This is a genomic window from Tardiphaga sp. (assembly GCF_041424195.1).
GTDB lineage: Bacteria > Pseudomonadota > Alphaproteobacteria > Rhizobiales > Xanthobacteraceae > Tardiphaga.
This window is the reverse complement of sequence record NZ_JBGMOE010000205.1, coordinates 16002-31536: the sequence shown is the minus strand read 5'-3', so window position 1 is coordinate 31536 and position 15535 is coordinate 16002. Positions and strand designations below refer to the sequence as shown.

Annotated in this window: 14 protein-coding genes; 7 read left to right on the top strand and 7 right to left on the bottom strand. The window is 63.1% G+C overall.

Features of this window, described 5'->3' with window-relative positions:
* Positions 1 to 39: 39 nt before the first annotated feature.
* Positions 40 to 495: a hypothetical protein gene (locus ACEK02_RS28110; RefSeq protein WP_371424754.1), complete on the bottom strand. Its 456-nt coding sequence runs from the start codon at positions 493 to 495 to the stop codon at positions 40 to 42.
* 170 nt (positions 496 to 665) lie between these two features.
* On the opposite strand from ACEK02_RS28110, the gene ACEK02_RS28105 reads away from it, so the two are divergent.
* The 5 genes from ACEK02_RS28105 to ACEK02_RS28085 all read left to right on the top strand — a co-directional run bounded on the left by ACEK02_RS28105 (position 666) and on the right by ACEK02_RS28085 (position 5582).
* Complete coding sequence (locus ACEK02_RS28105; protein WP_371424753.1) at positions 666 to 1001, top strand: hypothetical protein; 336 nt, start codon at positions 666 to 668, stop codon at positions 999 to 1001.
* Positions 1002 to 1309: 308 nt separating this feature from the next.
* Positions 1310 to 1549 carry a DUF6719 family protein gene (locus ACEK02_RS28100; protein WP_371424752.1) on the top strand — a complete coding sequence of 80 codons (240 nt, stop codon included), beginning with the start codon at positions 1310 to 1312 and terminating at the stop codon, positions 1547 to 1549.
* A gap of 263 nt (positions 1550 to 1812) precedes the next feature.
* A complete protein-coding gene (locus ACEK02_RS28095) occupies positions 1813 to 2811 on the top strand; it encodes a phosphotransferase (RefSeq protein ID WP_371424751.1) in 999 nt (332 codons plus the stop codon).
* Positions 2812 to 2851: 40 nt separating this feature from the next.
* Entirely contained in the window at positions 2852 to 4195 is a 1344-nt protein-coding gene (locus tag ACEK02_RS28090) for an aspartate aminotransferase family protein (RefSeq protein WP_371424750.1), read from the top strand.
* Between the two features lies 1 nt (position 4196).
* On the top strand, positions 4197 to 5582 hold the full coding sequence (locus ACEK02_RS28085; protein ID WP_371424749.1) for a M20 family metallopeptidase: 1386 nt from the start codon (positions 4197 to 4199) through the stop codon (positions 5580 to 5582).
* A 181-nt stretch (positions 5583 to 5763) separates the two neighbouring features.
* Here the strand turns inward: ACEK02_RS28085 and ACEK02_RS28080 are convergent, their stop codons facing one another.
* Complete coding sequence (locus tag ACEK02_RS28080) at positions 5764 to 6621, bottom strand: VOC family protein (RefSeq protein ID WP_371424748.1); 858 nt, start codon at positions 6619 to 6621, stop codon at positions 5764 to 5766.
* A 123-nt stretch (positions 6622 to 6744) separates the two neighbouring features.
* Here ACEK02_RS28080 and ACEK02_RS28075 point away from each other — a divergent pair, with 123 nt between their 5' ends.
* A complete protein-coding gene (locus ACEK02_RS28075) occupies positions 6745 to 8049 on the top strand; it encodes an NAD(P)/FAD-dependent oxidoreductase (RefSeq protein ID WP_371424747.1) in 1305 nt (434 codons plus the stop codon).
* A gap of 189 nt (positions 8050 to 8238) precedes the next feature.
* On the opposite strand, the gene ACEK02_RS28070 is transcribed toward ACEK02_RS28075, so the two are convergent.
* From ACEK02_RS28070 to ACEK02_RS28055, 4 genes are read right to left on the bottom strand one after another with little or no spacing between them, the layout of a single operon-like run.
* Positions 8239 to 9873, bottom strand: coding sequence for an ABC transporter ATP-binding protein (locus tag ACEK02_RS28070; protein ID WP_371424746.1), 1635 nt, complete (start codon positions 9871 to 9873; stop codon positions 8239 to 8241).
* A complete protein-coding gene (locus ACEK02_RS28065) occupies positions 9870 to 10700 on the bottom strand; it encodes an ABC transporter permease (protein WP_371424745.1) in 831 nt (276 codons plus the stop codon). The genes ACEK02_RS28070 and ACEK02_RS28065 overlap by 4 nt, the downstream gene beginning before the upstream one ends.
* 3 nt (positions 10701 to 10703) lie before the next feature.
* Positions 10704 to 11681 (bottom strand): ABC transporter permease, encoded by a 978-nt coding sequence (locus ACEK02_RS28060; protein ID WP_371424744.1) that lies wholly within the window; start codon positions 11679 to 11681, stop codon positions 10704 to 10706.
* 24 nt (positions 11682 to 11705) lie between these two features.
* Positions 11706 to 13319, bottom strand: coding sequence for an ABC transporter substrate-binding protein (locus ACEK02_RS28055; protein WP_371424743.1), 1614 nt, complete (start codon positions 13317 to 13319; stop codon positions 11706 to 11708).
* A gap of 311 nt (positions 13320 to 13630) precedes the next feature.
* On the opposite strand from ACEK02_RS28055, the gene ACEK02_RS28050 reads away from it, so the two are divergent.
* Positions 13631 to 14560: an N-carbamoyl-D-amino-acid hydrolase gene (locus tag ACEK02_RS28050; RefSeq protein ID WP_371424742.1), complete on the top strand. Its 930-nt coding sequence runs from the start codon at positions 13631 to 13633 to the stop codon at positions 14558 to 14560.
* Between the two features lie 248 nt (positions 14561 to 14808).
* Here ACEK02_RS28050 and ACEK02_RS28045 read toward each other — a convergent pair whose 3' ends face one another.
* On the bottom strand, positions 14809 to 15468 hold the full coding sequence (locus ACEK02_RS28045) for an aspartate/glutamate racemase family protein (RefSeq protein ID WP_371424741.1): 660 nt from the start codon (positions 15466 to 15468) through the stop codon (positions 14809 to 14811).
* Positions 15469 to 15535 lie beyond the last annotated feature (67 nt).

Below are 15535 nucleotides of genomic sequence, written 5' to 3'. Positions count from 1 at the left end.
TCCGCGATCCCACGCGGAGGCGGGAGAGCGCGCAGGATCTTACTGCGTCGCTTCTTCCGCAGTGGCCGGCGCGGTCGCGTGCTCGACGCGCGGCGTCGTGGATGCATCGCTATATGTCTCGGTTTGATAGAGCGATTCGAAGTCGTTTCCGCCGAGATACCAGCTTCCGAGAAAATATGTGGCGCCGATGACGGCTGCGGCCATGACGAGGCCGCGACCGACGGAGAATACGATGTCGGCTTTGGTGATCTTGTGCATGAAGGATTCCCTATGGGGCATGCCGCTATCCTGCAACGGCGTGGTCCAGATGGTGCTCAGGAATTCGAGCGCAAGAAACAGCGCAATCAGTCCTGCACAGTGTAGCGCTATCGATCTGACATGTCTGCTGGAAATGCCGAGATCGTCGATGACCAGTGAACCAATCGAATAAGCGAACAATGCGGCGCTCAGACCGCAAATCGCCAGAATCGCAATCAGTTTCGGTATCCGTTGCATTCGCGAACATGGCCAATGCGGCTCATTCGTTCAACCGTCACAATTGCGACAATTCAACCCAGAATGTCGCAATACCGAACACAGGCGCGTGAGGGGCTTTCTCGCGTGGAACCTGAGGATGACGCGAGAGTGACGATGCGTTGGCAGAGGACCGGGGTTATGATTGCACCATGAGACAAACTGCACTTGCATTGGCGCTTGCCGCCGTCATCGCATCGCCGACCTATGCGAACGAAATCGATCAGATGGCGAACAATCTGGAAACAAGCTGTTCGAACCACTTTCGCAAGCGGCCGAACAGGCCTTCGAACGATTCCAGAAAGTTCTGCAACTGTTTTGCCGGAACCTTCACATCGACGATCTCGCTGCGGGAACTCGATGCCGCCAATGGTGTGGTAACATCGGAAATTCAGGAGCAGTTCGAGCGCGCTGCGGAGTTTTGCGGCCGCGACGTTTCGCCATCCGTCGCGCAAGCGGGCAGGGCATGGATTATGGAATCCAACTAGTCGGCGAGTCCCGGCGATCATTGTCGGTTGTTGCCCTGACTCACTGTCGCCTCATTTGACCGCAAGTCTTTGCTTGCCGGCAAAGTGGGGACACATCTTGCGTCGGCTTTTGGGGACTGCTCATTGACTGAACCTCGTTTCAAGGCGCAAGTGGCGTCTCGCATGCCTATGCTCCGATTCAAAGAGTCGGGGTTCAGGGAGAGGGCCGGTTCCGCCATAGAGGCGGTTTCGATCGCATGCGCCCATATCCTTGCTATCGCGGCCCTGGTGGTGATCGGCAGTCTTGTCATCTATGTGAGATAACTATTGTGCGTGTTCTTCTTCTCGGCCTGTTGCTATCGGCCGTTGCCCAGCCGTGCTTCGCCCAGAAATTTCTGTCCTTCGAACCTTTGATGATGGACCCGTATGCGACCGTGTTCGTCGACAACGGGTCGTGCTCTGCCGGCAAGGTGCTGAAGGTGCAGGGCGCACCGAACAATCAGCGTCGCAAGAAGAGCTGCGTGCCGATCAGCGACGTTCGCGGCCCCGGTGCCGTCAGAGGCAAATAGCAGCGGCGCGATCAATCGATCCTCAGGGCTTCTGTGGCATCCATGCCCAAATAGGCAGCTCAGGCAGAAAATGCGGGCTTAATTCATCGAAAATGCCCCCATCCGCTCGGACGCACTGACAAGCGGGAACAGCGTTGCTATGGTCGGGCATACCGGTCGCGCTGTACCGGGTTCCGAATCGAGATGGATCAATTCCGGTGACATTTGAGGCTTCCGCGCGTCCGATTGCAATGCAGGGCGGACTCGCGGCATCGTATACGAACATGACGGACGATGAGGCCGTCGACCTCGCCCGCGAACGTTTCGGTATCGAGGGGCGCCCCACGCGCTTCGCTACCGAGAAGGACGATACGTTCCGGATCGCGCCTGCCAGCGGGCCGCGTTTTATCCTGAAGGTTGCGAATCCCGTCGAGGACATTCCCGAGATTGATCTGCAGGTGCAGGTCCTCGATCACGTCGCGGCGCGCGCGCCCGACCTTCCGGTGCCGCGCATCATCCCTAACGACAGGGGCGAGCGGCATTTCAGCTATCTCGATCGCGCGGGCCAGCGCCGTCAGGCGCGGATGATGTCCTATCTCGAAGGCCAGCCTCTGAGCGAGGTGCCATCCACGGCGTCCGGTCGTGCCGAGATCGGCAAATTGCTGGCACGGCTTCGCCTCGCGCTGGCGGATTTCAGCCATCCGTCGGATTCGCGTGTCGTCGCATGGGACGTCAAGAACCTGCTCACGCTGCGCGATCTGCTCGCGGAAATCACCGATGCGGCGCAGCGTCGCAAGGTCGAGGTGGCGCTGGAGCGCTTTGCCGCCATCGAAGGCCGGCTTCAAAAATGTCGCACGCAGGTACTGCATAATGATTTCACCCGCTCCAATGTCGTTGTCGATGCCGCGCTGCCGGGTTTCGTCAGCGGCATCATCGATTTCGGCGATACCGTCCGCACTGCAATTGCCATCGACGCGTCGACGGCGATGCTCAACCAGTTGCCCGTTGCAATGGATGGCGATGTCTTTGCCGATGGTCGCGATCTCCTCAAAGGCTATCTCTCCATCGCCGATCTGACGGCGGAAGAGCTCAGCCTCATTCCGCATCTGATCTTCTCCCGGCTGGCGACGCGCCTGCTGCTGTCCACGGCGATGGCCAATCGCGTGCCGTCCGTTGCAGCCTATGTCCTGCGCAACAACGAGCAGACCTGGGTCCAGATGGACTGGTTCATCGCCCGCTCAATGGACGAGATCTCCGATCAACTGATGAGCTTCGCCAGATAACTCCGCCAAACCCGACCCTGCTTCCAGAGGAAACAAGAACATGACCGCAGTCACCAGCGCGCCGCGCGGCAAGATGGTCAACGGCTTCGACCCGGCGACGGCAACCGGCCTTACCGAAGAGAGCCGCAAGCTCGTCGCGCGCCGCAGCGATCTGCTCGGCCCAGCTTACCGGTTGTTCTACAGCAATCCCGTCGAGGTCGCGCGCGCCAAAGGCGTGCTGCTCTATGACTCCGAGGGCAACGAATATCTCGATGCCTATAACAACGTGGTGTCGGTCGGCCACTGCCATCCGCGCGTGGTCGATGCGATCACCCAGCAGGCGCAGACCATCTGCACCCATACGCGCTACATCCAGAAGGGCATTCTCGATTACGCCGAGGACCTGCTCGGCACGTTCGACGGGCCGAAGCGGCATGTGATGTTCACCTGCACCGGTTCGGAAGCCAATGACCTCGCCGTCCGCATGGCCAAGCATCACACCGGCAATCAGGGCATCATCATCACCGAGGAGGCCTATCACGGCAATTCGGAGCTGACGGCCGGCTTCTCGCCGTCGCTCGGGCCCTATTCGCCGCTCGGCACCTATGTGCGCCGCGTGCCCGCGCCGGATTCCTATCGCATCGCGCCGGAAAAGATCGGTGCGTGGATGGCCGAGAAAGTGTCCGAGCAGATCGTTGACCTGCAACGCCGCGGCGTCGGTGTTGCCGCCTTCATCGCGGATTCGATGTTCTCCTCCGACGGCATCTTCTCGCATCCCACGGACGTGCTGAAGCCGGTGCTTGATGTCGTGCACAAGGCCGGCGGCGTGTTCATCGCCGATGAAGTTCAGTCCGGCTTCGGCCGCAGCGGCGAAAAACTGTGGGGCTATCAGCGCCACGGCATCACGCCGGATATCATCACCATGGGCAAGCCGATGGGCAATGGCTATCCGGTCGCGGCTGCCGTGATGCTGCCGGAGATCGTCGAGAAATTCGGTCGCGACAACCGCTACTTCAATACGTTCGGCGGCAATACCGTGGCGATGGCGGCGGCGCAGGCGGTGCTGAACGTCATTCGCGACGAGAAGCTCGTCGAGAATTCGCTCCGCACCGGCGAGGTCCTGCGCGACGGCTTCCATGCGCTGGCGAAGAAATACGAGCAGATCGGTGACGTCCGCGGCTCCGGCCTCTATATCGGCGTTGAACTCGTGAAGGATCGCAGCACCAGGGAACCGGATGCTGCGGCTGCGTCGGCCTTGGTCAATGGTCTCCGCGCGCGTCGGGTGCTGATTTCGGCGACTGGTCCTCATGCCAATGTGCTGAAGGTTCGCCCGCCGCTGGTGTTCACCGAAGCCCATGCGGACCGTCTCCTCACCGAGGCGGAAGCCGTGATGGCGACGCTCTGAGATGTCGCGGATCGATGCCATCGCACGGGTCAACGCGCAGTTCACTTCCGGCGAGTTTCTCGGGATGCTCGACCGCATGGTGGGCTACAAGACCGAGAGCCAGAGCGACAAGCGCGGCGATGAGCTGCGCGCCTATCTCGAACAGGAGCTGACGCCGGCCTTCACCGCGCTCGGCTTCACGACCAAGCTGGTCCGGTCGCCGAGCGGCAAGGGGCCGTGCCTGCTCGCCGACTATCGCGAGAGCGCGGATCTGCCGACCGTGCTGATGTATGGCCATGGCGACGTGGTCGGCGGTATGGAAGGCGAGTGGCGGGATGGTCTCGATCCATGGCGCTGCACGACGGCTGGCGAGCGCGTCTATGGCCGCGGCACCGCTGACAACAAGGGCCAGCATGCCATCAACATCGCCGCCCTCCGCGCTGTGCATGAGGCGCGTGGCGGCAAGCTGGGCTTCAATGCAAAATTCATCATCGAGATGGGGGAAGAGATCGGCTCGCCCGATCTTCCGACAATCTGCGATGCGCATCGCGACGAGCTGAAGGCCGACCTGTTTCTCGCCTCCGATGGCCCGCGTCTGTCCGCCGAGCGCCCGACGATCTTTCTCGGTTGCCGTGGCGGCCGCCGCATTCATCTCGATATTGAACTGCGCGAGGGCGCGCATCACTCCGGCAACTGGGGCGGCCTGCTGGCCAATCCCGCGACGATCCTGGCGTCGGCCATCGCGACGCTGGTCGACAAGAACGGTCGTATCCTGCTCGATGCGCTGAAGCCGCCGCGGGTCTCCAATGCGATCCGCGCAGCGCTGGCCGATGTGATCGTCGCGCCGACCGCGGATGAACCTGCTATTTCTGACAACTGGGGCGAAGACGGTCTGTCGCCCGCCGAACGGCTCTATGCGTGGAATACGTTGGAGGTGCTGGCCATCAATGCCGGCAATATCAACAATCCTGCCAATGCCATTCCGGGCAAGGCAAGCGCGGTGCTGCAGCTGCGCTTTGTCGTGGGCACCGATATCGAAAACGTCGTGCCGGCGATCGAGAAGCATCTCGCGACCAATGGCTTCGGCGATATCAAGGTGAGCCAGTCACAGTATTTCTCGGCGTCACGCACCGATATCGATAATCCATGGGTCGGCTGGGCGGTGGAGTCCGTGCGCAACACGACGGGGAAGGCGCCGGCGCTGCTGCCGAATTTCGGCGGCTCGCTGCCGAACGATGTGTTCACGGATATTCTGGGCTTGCCCACCGTGTGGGTGCCGCATTCCTATCCGGGCTGCTCGCAGCATGCGCCCGATGAACACATTCTTCTGCCGGTGACGGAAGAAGCGTTGAACATCATGGCGGGGTTGTTCTGGGATCTGGGTGAGGTGAAGAGTCGGGCGCAGTAAGTCCCTCACCCCGCCCGGCGAAGCGAAGCTTCGTTAAGCGGGGAGAGGGTGGCGCGGACGAAGTCCGCGACGGGTGAGGGGGAGCCAGCGAGTGAAGCACTGGCTCCCCCTCACCCGACTTCCACTTGCTCGCGCAAGTGAAAGTCGACCTCTCCCCGCAAGCGGGGCGAGGTAAGCAAGATCAATCCTGCACAAACGCCAGCAGCACGCCGTTGCCCTTGCTCGGCGGCACGACGACGCCGACATCGCTGCGGCTGCCGGCTGAACCGATCAACTTCTCGGCCGCTGCAACATCAGCCACGCCGAACACCAGCGCAATGCCGCCGCGGTCCGGAATGCCGGCCAGCGATGTGCCGGGGAAGTGCTTGGCGAGCACGTCCCTGGTGACGAACACGAAGTCCGCGCGGTCGCCGCCCGACGGCACGGTCACGGCCCCATCGGCTTCGGTGCGTGGAGCGCCGTCGATCAGCTTCGCCATGTGCTGCGCGTCCTTCTCCGGCTCCGGCGTGACGATGAACACCTTCTTCAGGCGCTTCGCCGTATTGGCATGGACCTGCAGTTCGGGAATCCACACCGTCTCGCGGGTCTTGTGCTGGCAGGCGAAGATGCGCAGGCCGCCTGGGGCTTCCTCATAGGGCCACTGATAGGTGGCGAATTTCGCTGCGCTCTGCGTGCCGTCCGGCATGGTCACCGGGCGTTCGAAATCGGTCGGGCCGATCGGCGTGTAGCCGCGCGCGCGGATTTCCTCGGCGCCGACGGTGGCGTCGGTGGTGGTGAAGGCGATGCGCTCGATGCCGTCGCCGCGCTTGGCGAGAAAGGCCCGCGTCGGCGCATTGTGCTCGGTCTCATTGAGAACGCCGAGCAGCTCCACATAGTCCGGGCCGAGCATCATGGTGTAATTGCCGGAGCCCATCTTGGCGCTGTGCGTGCCGCGCGGCGACACCGTAAAGCCGAGGCTCTTCCAGTTCGCAGCGGCAGCGTCGAGGTCTTTCACGACGACCACGGCGTGGTCGATTCCAACGATGTTTTTCAGCGTCACGTGCTCATTACCTTGCAATGGATCAGGCGCGTAAACTATGCAGAATGCAGGGGTGCCGCAAGAGAACGGTTATGTTCGGTTGCGCGGCGCAACGCATGATTGATGCTGCAGAAAGGCGTGACGATGGATACCGCAAATGTGCCCTGGCCGAAGTCGCTGTGGGCCGGCGTCACGCCCCCGGGGCCGGACTTGCCCGAGCTGACGGGCCCGGTCGAGGCCGATGTGGTCGTCATCGGCGGCGGCTTCACGGGGCTCTCGACGGCGCTGCATCTGCGCGAAGCCGGTGTCGATGTTGCGGTCATCGAGGCGGTGGAGCCGGGCTGGGGCGCCTCGGGGCGCAATAACGGTCAGGTGATCCCGACGCTGTCGCGGCCCGATCCTGAAGACATTATCAAGCGCTATGGCGCCGCCGGCGAGCGTCTCGTCGGGCTGATCCGTGACAGCGCCTCGATCCTGTTCGATCTGACGCGCCGCTATCAGATCCAGGCCGAGGCTGAGCAGAACGGCTGGATTCAGCCGGTGCATTCGCCGGGCCGCATCAAGATCGCCGAACGGCGCGTGCGGCAATGGTCGAAGCATGGCGCGCCGGTGGAGTTGCTCTCGCGCGAGCAGATGCGCACGCTGCTTGGCTCTGACGCATGGTTCGGCGGTTTCTGGAACAGGACCGGCGGCCACATCAATCCGCTGGCGCTGGCCCGCGGGCTCGCACGCGTGGTGCTGGAGCAGGGCGGCCGCATCTATGCGCGCTCGCCGGTGGAGAGTTATGAGCGCAAGGGCGATCGCTGGATCGTCAAGACGAAGAACGGCGAGGTTCGCGCGCGCAGCCTGGTCGTCGCCACCAATGCCTATACGGGTGAATTCTCCAGGCAACTCTCTCCGGCTATCGCCAGTGAGGTGATGCCGGTGCTGTCCTGGCAGATGGCGACGCAGCCGCTGTCGGACGAGGCGCGCAAAACCATCATCCCTGGCCGGCAGTCGATGTCCGACACCCATGGCGAGCTGTATTTCGCGCGCTACGACGCGCGCAATCGTCTGGTCACCGGCGGCAATGTGGTCGGGCTTGGCGACAAGTCGGAGCGGTTGAAGGTCATGGTGGCCGAACGGTTGAAGCGGCTGTGGCCACAGATCGGCGATGTCCAGTTCGACTATGTCTGGAACGGCTATGTCGGCATGACCACGGATTTCCTGCCGCGCATGCACAGACTTGGGCCGAATGCCTATGGCTGGACCGGCTGCAACGGCCGCGGCGTCGCGCTGTCGGTGGCGCTCGGCGATGAATTCTCGAAGGTGGTGCGCGGTGTGCCGGAGAGCGAGCTGGCGCTGCCGTTCTCGGAGCCGGTGCCGATTGCAGCGCACGGGCTGATGCGCCTGCTCGCGCCCTTCATGCTGCTGGTCTATCGCCGCAGGGATGCGAGAGAGATCGCGTAGGCGCCTTCTAACCTCGCCCCGCCTAGCGAAGCTTCGCTTCGCCGGGCGGGGAGAGGTCGACTTTCACATGCGAAGCATGTGGAAGTCGGGTGAGGGGGACTCTCCACTCGCTCCGAGCCAGCTGAGACTCCCCCTCACCCGACCGCGCTTCGCGCGGCCACCCTCTCCCCGCAAGCGGGGCGAGGGAAGCTACACCGTCACCGGCTTCCGGCTGCGCGCGAAATCGCCGCCGGGGATCGAGGCCAGCAGGGCCTGCGTATAGGCGTGCTGAGGATTGCCGAAGACCTCGCCGGCCAGTCCATGCTCGACCACTTCGCCGTCCTTCATGACAGCCACGAGATCGCAGATCTGCGCGGCCACGCGCAGATCGTGCGTGATGAAGACGATGGAGAGGCCGAGTCGCTCGCGCAGCTCGTGCAGCATTGTCAGCACCTGCGCCTGCACGGAGACGTCGAGCGCGGATACGGCTTCATCCGCTACCAGCACGGCCGGCTTCAGCGCGAGCGCACGTGCAAGGCCGATACGCTGGCGCTGGCCGCCGGAGAATTCATGCGGGAAGCGATCGATGGCCGAGGGATCGAGACCCACCAGCCTGAACAGTTCTTTCGCATTCGCCACGGCTTCGGCGCGCGGTGTGCCGTGCACGATCGGCCCCTGCGCGACAAGGTCGCCGGCCTTGCGGCGCGGATTGAGCGAGGCGAACGGATCCTGAAACACCATCTGGATATGCTTGGTCTCGTGGCGCACCTCGTCGCGCGTGAGCTTCGCCCAGTCCTTGCCTTCCAGCACGATCGATCCCCCATCGGGATCGATCAGCCTGATGATGCAGCGCGCCAGCGTCGATTTGCCCGAACCTGACTCACCGACAATGCCGAGCGTCGCGCCACGCGGCAGTTGCAGCGAGACGGACTTCACAGCATGGGTCACGCGCACGCCGCGGCCGAGAAAACCGCCATTGCGATAGGTCTTCGAGACATCGGCGAGATCGAGGATGATATCCTCTGAAAGCGCCCGCGGTGGGGGCGCTGTCAGCGGCGGCACGGCGGCGATCAGTTGCTGCGTATAGGGATGCTGCGGATCGGTCAGCACATCCTTCACGGCACCTTGCTCGACGACATTGCCGTGCTGCATCACCACCACGCGGTCGGCGATCTCGGCAACCACGCCGAAATCGTGGGTGATGAACAGCACTGCGGTATTCCGGCGGGTCTGCAGTTCCTTGATCAGCTTGAGGATCTGCGCCTGCGTGGTGACGTCGAGCGCGGTGGTCGGCTCGTCGGCAATCAGCAATCGTGGATCGAGCGCAAGCGCCATGGCGATCATCGCACGCTGGCGCTGTCCGCCGGAAAGTTCGTGCGGATAGGCGCGCGCCGCCTGCGCGGGATCGGGAATGCGCACGTCGGCAAGCAGCGCCAGCACGCGCGCCTTGATTTCGGTCTTCGAGAGTTCGGTATGGATCTCGAACATCTCGCCGATCTGGTCGCCGATGCTGCGCAGCGGATTGAGCGCCGTCATCGGCTCCTGGAAGATCATCGCAATGCCGGCGCCGCGCACCTTGCGCATCTCGGTATTCGACGCGCTGGCGAGATCCTTGCCCTCGAACAGCACGCGGCCGCCATCGATGGCGACTTCGCCGGGCAGCAGTCGCATGATGGCATTGGCCATCACCGACTTGCCGGAGCCGGATTCGCCGACCACGCAGACGATCTCGTTGGCGTTGATGGCGAGCGAGACGCCGTTCAGTGCATGCGAGCGGTCGGCGCCTTTCGGCAGCTTCACGCTCAGGCCGTCGATGGTGAGGATCGTGTTGTCCGCGGCGCTCATCGGCTCTTCAGTCTCGGATTGAGCGCATCATTGAGGCCTTGGCCGACCAGCGACACCGCCAGCACCGTGAGCAGGATGGCGATGCCGGGGATCGCGGAGACATACCACTGCACGCGCAGCACATCGCGGCCAAGGCCGATGAGATTGCCCCATGATGCGACATTGGGATCGGACAGTCGCAGGAAGGCGAGCGCGCTTTCCAGCAGGATCGACACGGCCATCACCACGCTGGCATAGACGATCACCGGCGGCAGGGCATTGGGCAGGATCTCGCCCAGAATGAGCTGAATGTCCTTCATCCCCAGCGTGCGTCCGGCCTGGACGAATTCGCGGCTGCGCAGCGACATGAATTCGGCGCGCGTCAGCCGCGCCGGCGCGGGCCATGAGACGATGCCGACTGCGATGGTGACGGTGGTGAGCGTCGATCCGAACACGGCGACCAGCACCAGGAGCAGCACGAAATTCGGCAGCGTCTGGAACGCTTCGGTGATGCGCATCAAGACCGTGTCGACCCAGCCGCCATAATAGCCGGCAAAGGCGCCGATCAGCACGCCGATGACCACAGCGATCACAGTTGCGACGCCGCCGATCAGCAGCGAGATGCGCGCGCCGTAGAAAATCTGCGCGGCGATATCGCGGCCGGAATTGTCGGTACCGAGCAGAAAGCGCGGATTGGAGAACGGCCAGATCAGCGGCCGGCCGGCCAGCGCCAGCGGATCGCGCGGATAGATCCAGCTTGCGGTGATGGCCATCGCGATGACCACCAGCAACAGCAGCAGGCCGACCACGGCGGCCGGGCTACGAAAATAGCGTTTCACAGCGTCCATCGCTTACGCCTCCGCCTGGATGCGCGGATCGAGCCGCGCATAGAGCAGGTCGACGAGGAAGTTGACGAGGATCACAAGAAGCGCCGAGACGAAGACGATGCCGAGCAGCGTGTTGAGATCGCGCTGCACGACGGACTCATAGGCGAGACGTCCGAGACCGGGCAGAGAGAACACGCTCTCGACCACCACCGAACCGCCGAGCATCGTGCCGGCCTGCAGGCCGATCAGCGTCACCATCGGCAGCAGGGCATTGCGCAGCACATGGCGGACCACCACGCGGGTCTCGTCGAGGCCCTTGGCGCGTGCGGTGCGGACGAAATCGAGATTGAGCACTTCCAGCATCGAGGCGCGCATGATGCGGAGATAAATGGCGAGAAAGATCAGCCCCAGCGTCAAGGTCGGCAGGATCAGATGCTGCGCGATGTCGATGGTGCGGCCAAATCCGGTCTGCACGGCGCCGATATCCTCGAAGCCGCCGGCCGGCAGCCATTGCAGATAGATCGAGAACACCACGATGGCCATCAACCCGAACCAGAATGACGGCGTGGCGTAGAACACCAGGCCGAGGGTGGAGATCAGCGTGTCCGGCCATTTGTTGACGCCGCGTGCGGCAATGACGCCGAACAGCAGGCCGAAGAAAAACGCAAAGGACAGCGACGCGGTCATCAGCAGGATCGTCGGCGGCAGGCGTTCGATAATCACGGTGGCGACCGGCTTGCCATAGATCGAGGAGAAGCCGAGATCGAGGCGGATCAGCCGCCACAGATAGTTGCCGAGCTGCATCGGAATCGAAAGGTCGAGCCCGTAGAACTTGCGCAGCTCGCGCGCGGTTGCGGCGTCGCCGCCGCCCATCTGCGCCATCATGGCATCGACCGTGTCTCCCGGTGCGAATTGCAGCAGCAGGAACACGCCGATCAGGATCAGAAACAAAGTGGGGATCGAGGCGGCGAGACGCCGCCCCGCAAGGCTCAGGATGCGCATCTGGCTATTGTGGCGAAGTTTGGCTCAGGCGGAAAGCCAAAGATCGTGCCAGCTCGACGATCCCCAGCGCGGCGTGTTGGAATGGTTACGTGCCTTGGCCGTGATCACCGTGACGAAGATCTGCTCGATCGGCATCCATACCGGCAGTTCGGTATTGGCTTCCTTGACGAAGGTCGCATAGAGCGCCTTGCGCTTGACCGGATCGATCTCGGTGGCGGCGTCGTCGATCACCTTGTCGATGGCGTCGTTCTTCCAGTCCCACTGGTTGGTCCATGGTGCACCCTTCGGCTGGCCCGAGCGATACCAGACCGTGGTCGAGACGGCGGGGTCGTTGCGATACTGATGCCAGCCGGTTGCGAGGTCGAAGGCGTGGTCGTCATAGACCTGCTTCAGGAAGCCGCCGCCATCGTTGCGGACGATCTCGACGGGAATGCCGACTTCGCCGAGCGACTGCTGGATGAAGGTCGCCCATAGCGAGATGTCCTCGCCCCAGGGCGCGGGCAGCAGACGCAGCGAGAAGCGGGTGCCGCCGGCGCCTGCCTTGAAACCGGCCTCGTCGAGCAGCGCGATCGCCTTCTTCTTGTCGTAGGGATATTGCGGCGTGTCCGGGCCCGGATAGAAGTCGGTGGAGACCGAGGGGATCGGACCGGTGCCGAGCTTGGCGAAATCGCCGAGGAAGTTCTCGATGAAGAACGGCACATTGATCGCATGGGCGATGGCCCGGCGGACGCGGATATCCGCCAGCTCCTTGCGGCGGAAATTGAACTCGATGGTGTTGGTGCGTGCGTTGCCTTCATTGCCCTTGGTGGAGACGATGAAGCGCTTGTCCTTGGAGAGCCTTGCGGTGTCGGAAATCGTCAGGCCGGTGAACGGGCTGTAGTGGATGTCGCCGGCTTCCATCTGTGCGGCGGCCGCGGCGCGGTCGGTGACGACCTTCCAGACGACGCGGTCGAGATAGGGCGCATTGGGGCGCCAGTAATTCTCGTTGCGGTCGGCGATGATGTACTGGCCGCGCTCGTATTTGTTGAACTTGAACGGGCCGGTGCCGACCGGCGCGAGATTGACCGGGTTCTGCCGGATGTCGCTGCTGCCCTCATAGAGGTGCTTGGCCGAAATATAGCCGAGATCCGGCAGGGCGCGCAGCAGCAGGCCGAGCGGCATCGGCCGCTCATATTTGAAGATCGCGGTCTGCGCGTCCGGGGTTTCCACCGCGGTGAGGAACAGCTGCAGGGTCGATCCGTAATTCAGGATCTTCTTCCACATGTTCATGGCAGTGAATTCGACGTCGGCCGACGTGAACGGCTTACCGTCGTGCCAGGTCACGCCCTTGCGCAGCTTAAAGGTGATGGTCTTGCCGTCCGGGGTGGATTCCCAGCTCTCCGCGAGTACGCCGACCGGCTGGCCATTGGCGTCGAGATCGACCAGCGCTTCCTGGATCTTGCCGCCGATGATGTAGACGCCGGTGGAGGCCTGAATGCTGGGGTTGAGCTGACGCTGCTCTGCACCGTAATGGACATTGAACACGCCGCCCTTCCTGGGCGTTTCCTGCGCGAAGGCGCGCAGCGGGTTCGCGACATTGGCGGCAATGGCGGCGGAGGTCAGCAGCGCCGTGCGGCGCGTCATTTCCAGGCGGGTCATGGTGTCGAAGTCTCCTGCGTCGTGCCTGCGCAGACGGAACCAGCGCATAGCCCGCGCAACCTACGGCACAAGGCCGGAGGGAGTCATTCTCTAATCCTCCAAGGGAGGGAGAATTCTTGCAGAACCAAGGTGTTCCCTGGCATGAATGCTGCGCCCGATTGTTAGGCAGGCAAGCTATCCGGCTAAGCAAATTCCCGGTTTATCGGGGCTTGGAACGCCTGCCCATTCGGCTCGAAGCGAGGACCGGGACCTGATACAAGCCTTGATGCATTTCTCGCAGATGTCTTGACCACTCCAATCCGGATGATCCCATGCGCAAGCTGACCGTCGCCGCCGCCCAATTGGGCCCGATCCAGAAAGCCGAAAGCCGCGAGGCCGTGGTCAAGCGCATGCTGGTGCTGCTGGACGAAGCGAGGGCGAAGGGCGCCGATCTGATCGTCTATCCGGAGTTGGCGCTGACCACGTTTTTCCCGCGCTGGTACATGACCGACCAGAAGGAAGTCGACACCTGGTTCGAGTCGGAGATGCCGAACGCCGCGACGCAGCCGCTGTTCGATGCTGCCGCCAAAGCCAATATCGCGCTGTCCATCGGCTACGCCGAACTGACGCCGGACGGCCATCACTTCAACACCCAGATCCTCACCGACAAGGCCGGCAAGATCGTCGGCAAATATCGCAAGGTGCATCTGCCCGGCCATGTGGAATTCGATACCGAGCGTGCCTTCCAGCATCTGGAGAAGCGCTATTTCGAGCCGGGCGATCTCGGCTTTCCCGTGTTCCGCGCGTTGGGCGGCATCTTCGGCATGATGGTGTGTAACGACCGCCGCTGGCCGGAATCCTACCGCGTGATGGGCCTGCAGGGCGTCGAGATGATCGTGCTCGGCTACAACACGCCGTCGGTGAATTCGCAGAAGTCGGTCGAGGGTCCGGAGCAGCGCCTGTTCCACAATCGCCTGTCGGTGCAGGCCGGCGCCTATCAGAATTCGACCTTCGTGGTCGCTGTCGCCAAGGCCGGCGATGAAGACGGTCATCCGCTGATCGGCGGCTCGCTGATCGTCGATCCCAACGGCGTCATCCTCGCCGAGGCCAGGACCGAAGGCGACGAACTGTTGGTCTGCACCGTCGATCTCGACGACACCAAGTTCGGCAAGGACACCATCTTCGACTTCAAGCGCCATCGGCGCATCGAGCATTACGGCCGGATCACCAGCCAGACGGGTGTGGTGTTGCCGCCGGAGTGAGGCGACGCTCTTAAATCGACGAGAGGCGCTGACCTAACCTCTCCCCGCATCTGCGCGGGGAGAGGTCGCCGCGTCTTCGCGGCGGGTGAGGGGCGGTTCACCGCAGTCGCGTTAGTGCCGGATTCTCGTGTCGCTCACTGAGCGGTGCATTGCTGCCGAGTTTCAGTCGAGATTCGTGCCTCGCCCCTCACCCCACCCCTCTCCCCGCGCAAGAGCGGGGAGAGGGAGCTCACTGCCGGAGCTCAAACCTACTGAAACATCACCGTGCCGATGGCCATGCTCACGGCAGCCTGTGTCGGGTCGATCACCGGAATGCCGAGTGCATCCTCGAGCGCGCTGCGATGGCGCGACATGCCGGCGCAGCCCATGACAACGGCGTTGGCGCCATCCTCGTCCTTCAGCTGGCGGCCGACCTTGATCATGCGCGCCAGCGTGTCGTCGCCGGAAGCCGCTTCCGCCACGGTCATGTTGAGCGGACGCTCGCCCGCGAGGCGATCCATCAGGCACATCTGGTGCAGATAACGCATGTGCCGGCCGATCGAGCCCTGCGCCACGGCGATGACGCCGAAACGGTCGCCACGTGACAACGCGGTCAGCACGCCGGATTCGGCGATTCCGAACACCGGGCGCTGCGTCGCCTCGCGGCAGACATGCAGGCCGGGATCGGAATAGCAGGCGATGACGAAGGCATCGGCCGAATTGTCCGCGGCAACCAGCCGGCGCAACGGCATGATGGCACTTTCCAGATCGGCCTGCGTCTGTACGCCCAATGGTCCTTCCGCCAGCGTGACGCATTCGATCTCGGGCCCGGCATCGAACATGACCGGTTGCAACGCCTCCGCGAGATTGCGCGTCACCTGCGGATTGCTGTTCGGATTGACCACCAAAATCTTCTTGCGGGGCTGCATGTCAGGCTCCTTGTCAGGACAGCAGTATTGCCGGAAAGTGTTGGCCGTCAAAGCCTGTAAAATGCTC

Coding starts and splice junctions, on each gene's coding strand:
- ACEK02_RS28110 (WP_371424754.1), bottom strand. CDS start 495: ATGCAACGGATACCGAAACTGATTGCGATTCTGGCGATTTGCGGTCTG.
- ACEK02_RS28105 (WP_371424753.1), top strand. CDS start 666: ATGAGACAAACTGCACTTGCATTGGCGCTTGCCGCCGTCATCGCATCG.
- ACEK02_RS28095 (WP_371424751.1), top strand. CDS start 1,813: ATGACGGACGATGAGGCCGTCGACCTCGCCCGCGAACGTTTCGGTATC.
- ACEK02_RS28090 (WP_371424750.1), top strand. CDS start 2,852: ATGACCGCAGTCACCAGCGCGCCGCGCGGCAAGATGGTCAACGGCTTC.
- ACEK02_RS28085 (WP_371424749.1), top strand. CDS start 4,197: ATGTCGCGGATCGATGCCATCGCACGGGTCAACGCGCAGTTCACTTCC.
- ACEK02_RS28075 (WP_371424747.1), top strand. CDS start 6,745: ATGGATACCGCAAATGTGCCCTGGCCGAAGTCGCTGTGGGCCGGCGTC.
- ACEK02_RS28070 (WP_371424746.1), bottom strand. CDS start 9,873: ATGAGCGCCGCGGACAACACGATCCTCACCATCGACGGCCTGAGCGTG.
- ACEK02_RS28065 (WP_371424745.1), bottom strand. CDS start 10,700: ATGGACGCTGTGAAACGCTATTTTCGTAGCCCGGCCGCCGTGGTCGGC.
- ACEK02_RS28060 (WP_371424744.1), bottom strand. CDS start 11,681: ATGCGCATCCTGAGCCTTGCGGGGCGGCGTCTCGCCGCCTCGATCCCC.
- ACEK02_RS28055 (WP_371424743.1), bottom strand. CDS start 13,319: ATGACCCGCCTGGAAATGACGCGCCGCACGGCGCTGCTGACCTCCGCC.
- ACEK02_RS28050 (WP_371424742.1), top strand. CDS start 13,631: ATGCGCAAGCTGACCGTCGCCGCCGCCCAATTGGGCCCGATCCAGAAA.
- ACEK02_RS28045 (WP_371424741.1), bottom strand. CDS start 15,468: ATGCAGCCCCGCAAGAAGATTTTGGTGGTCAATCCGAACAGCAATCCG.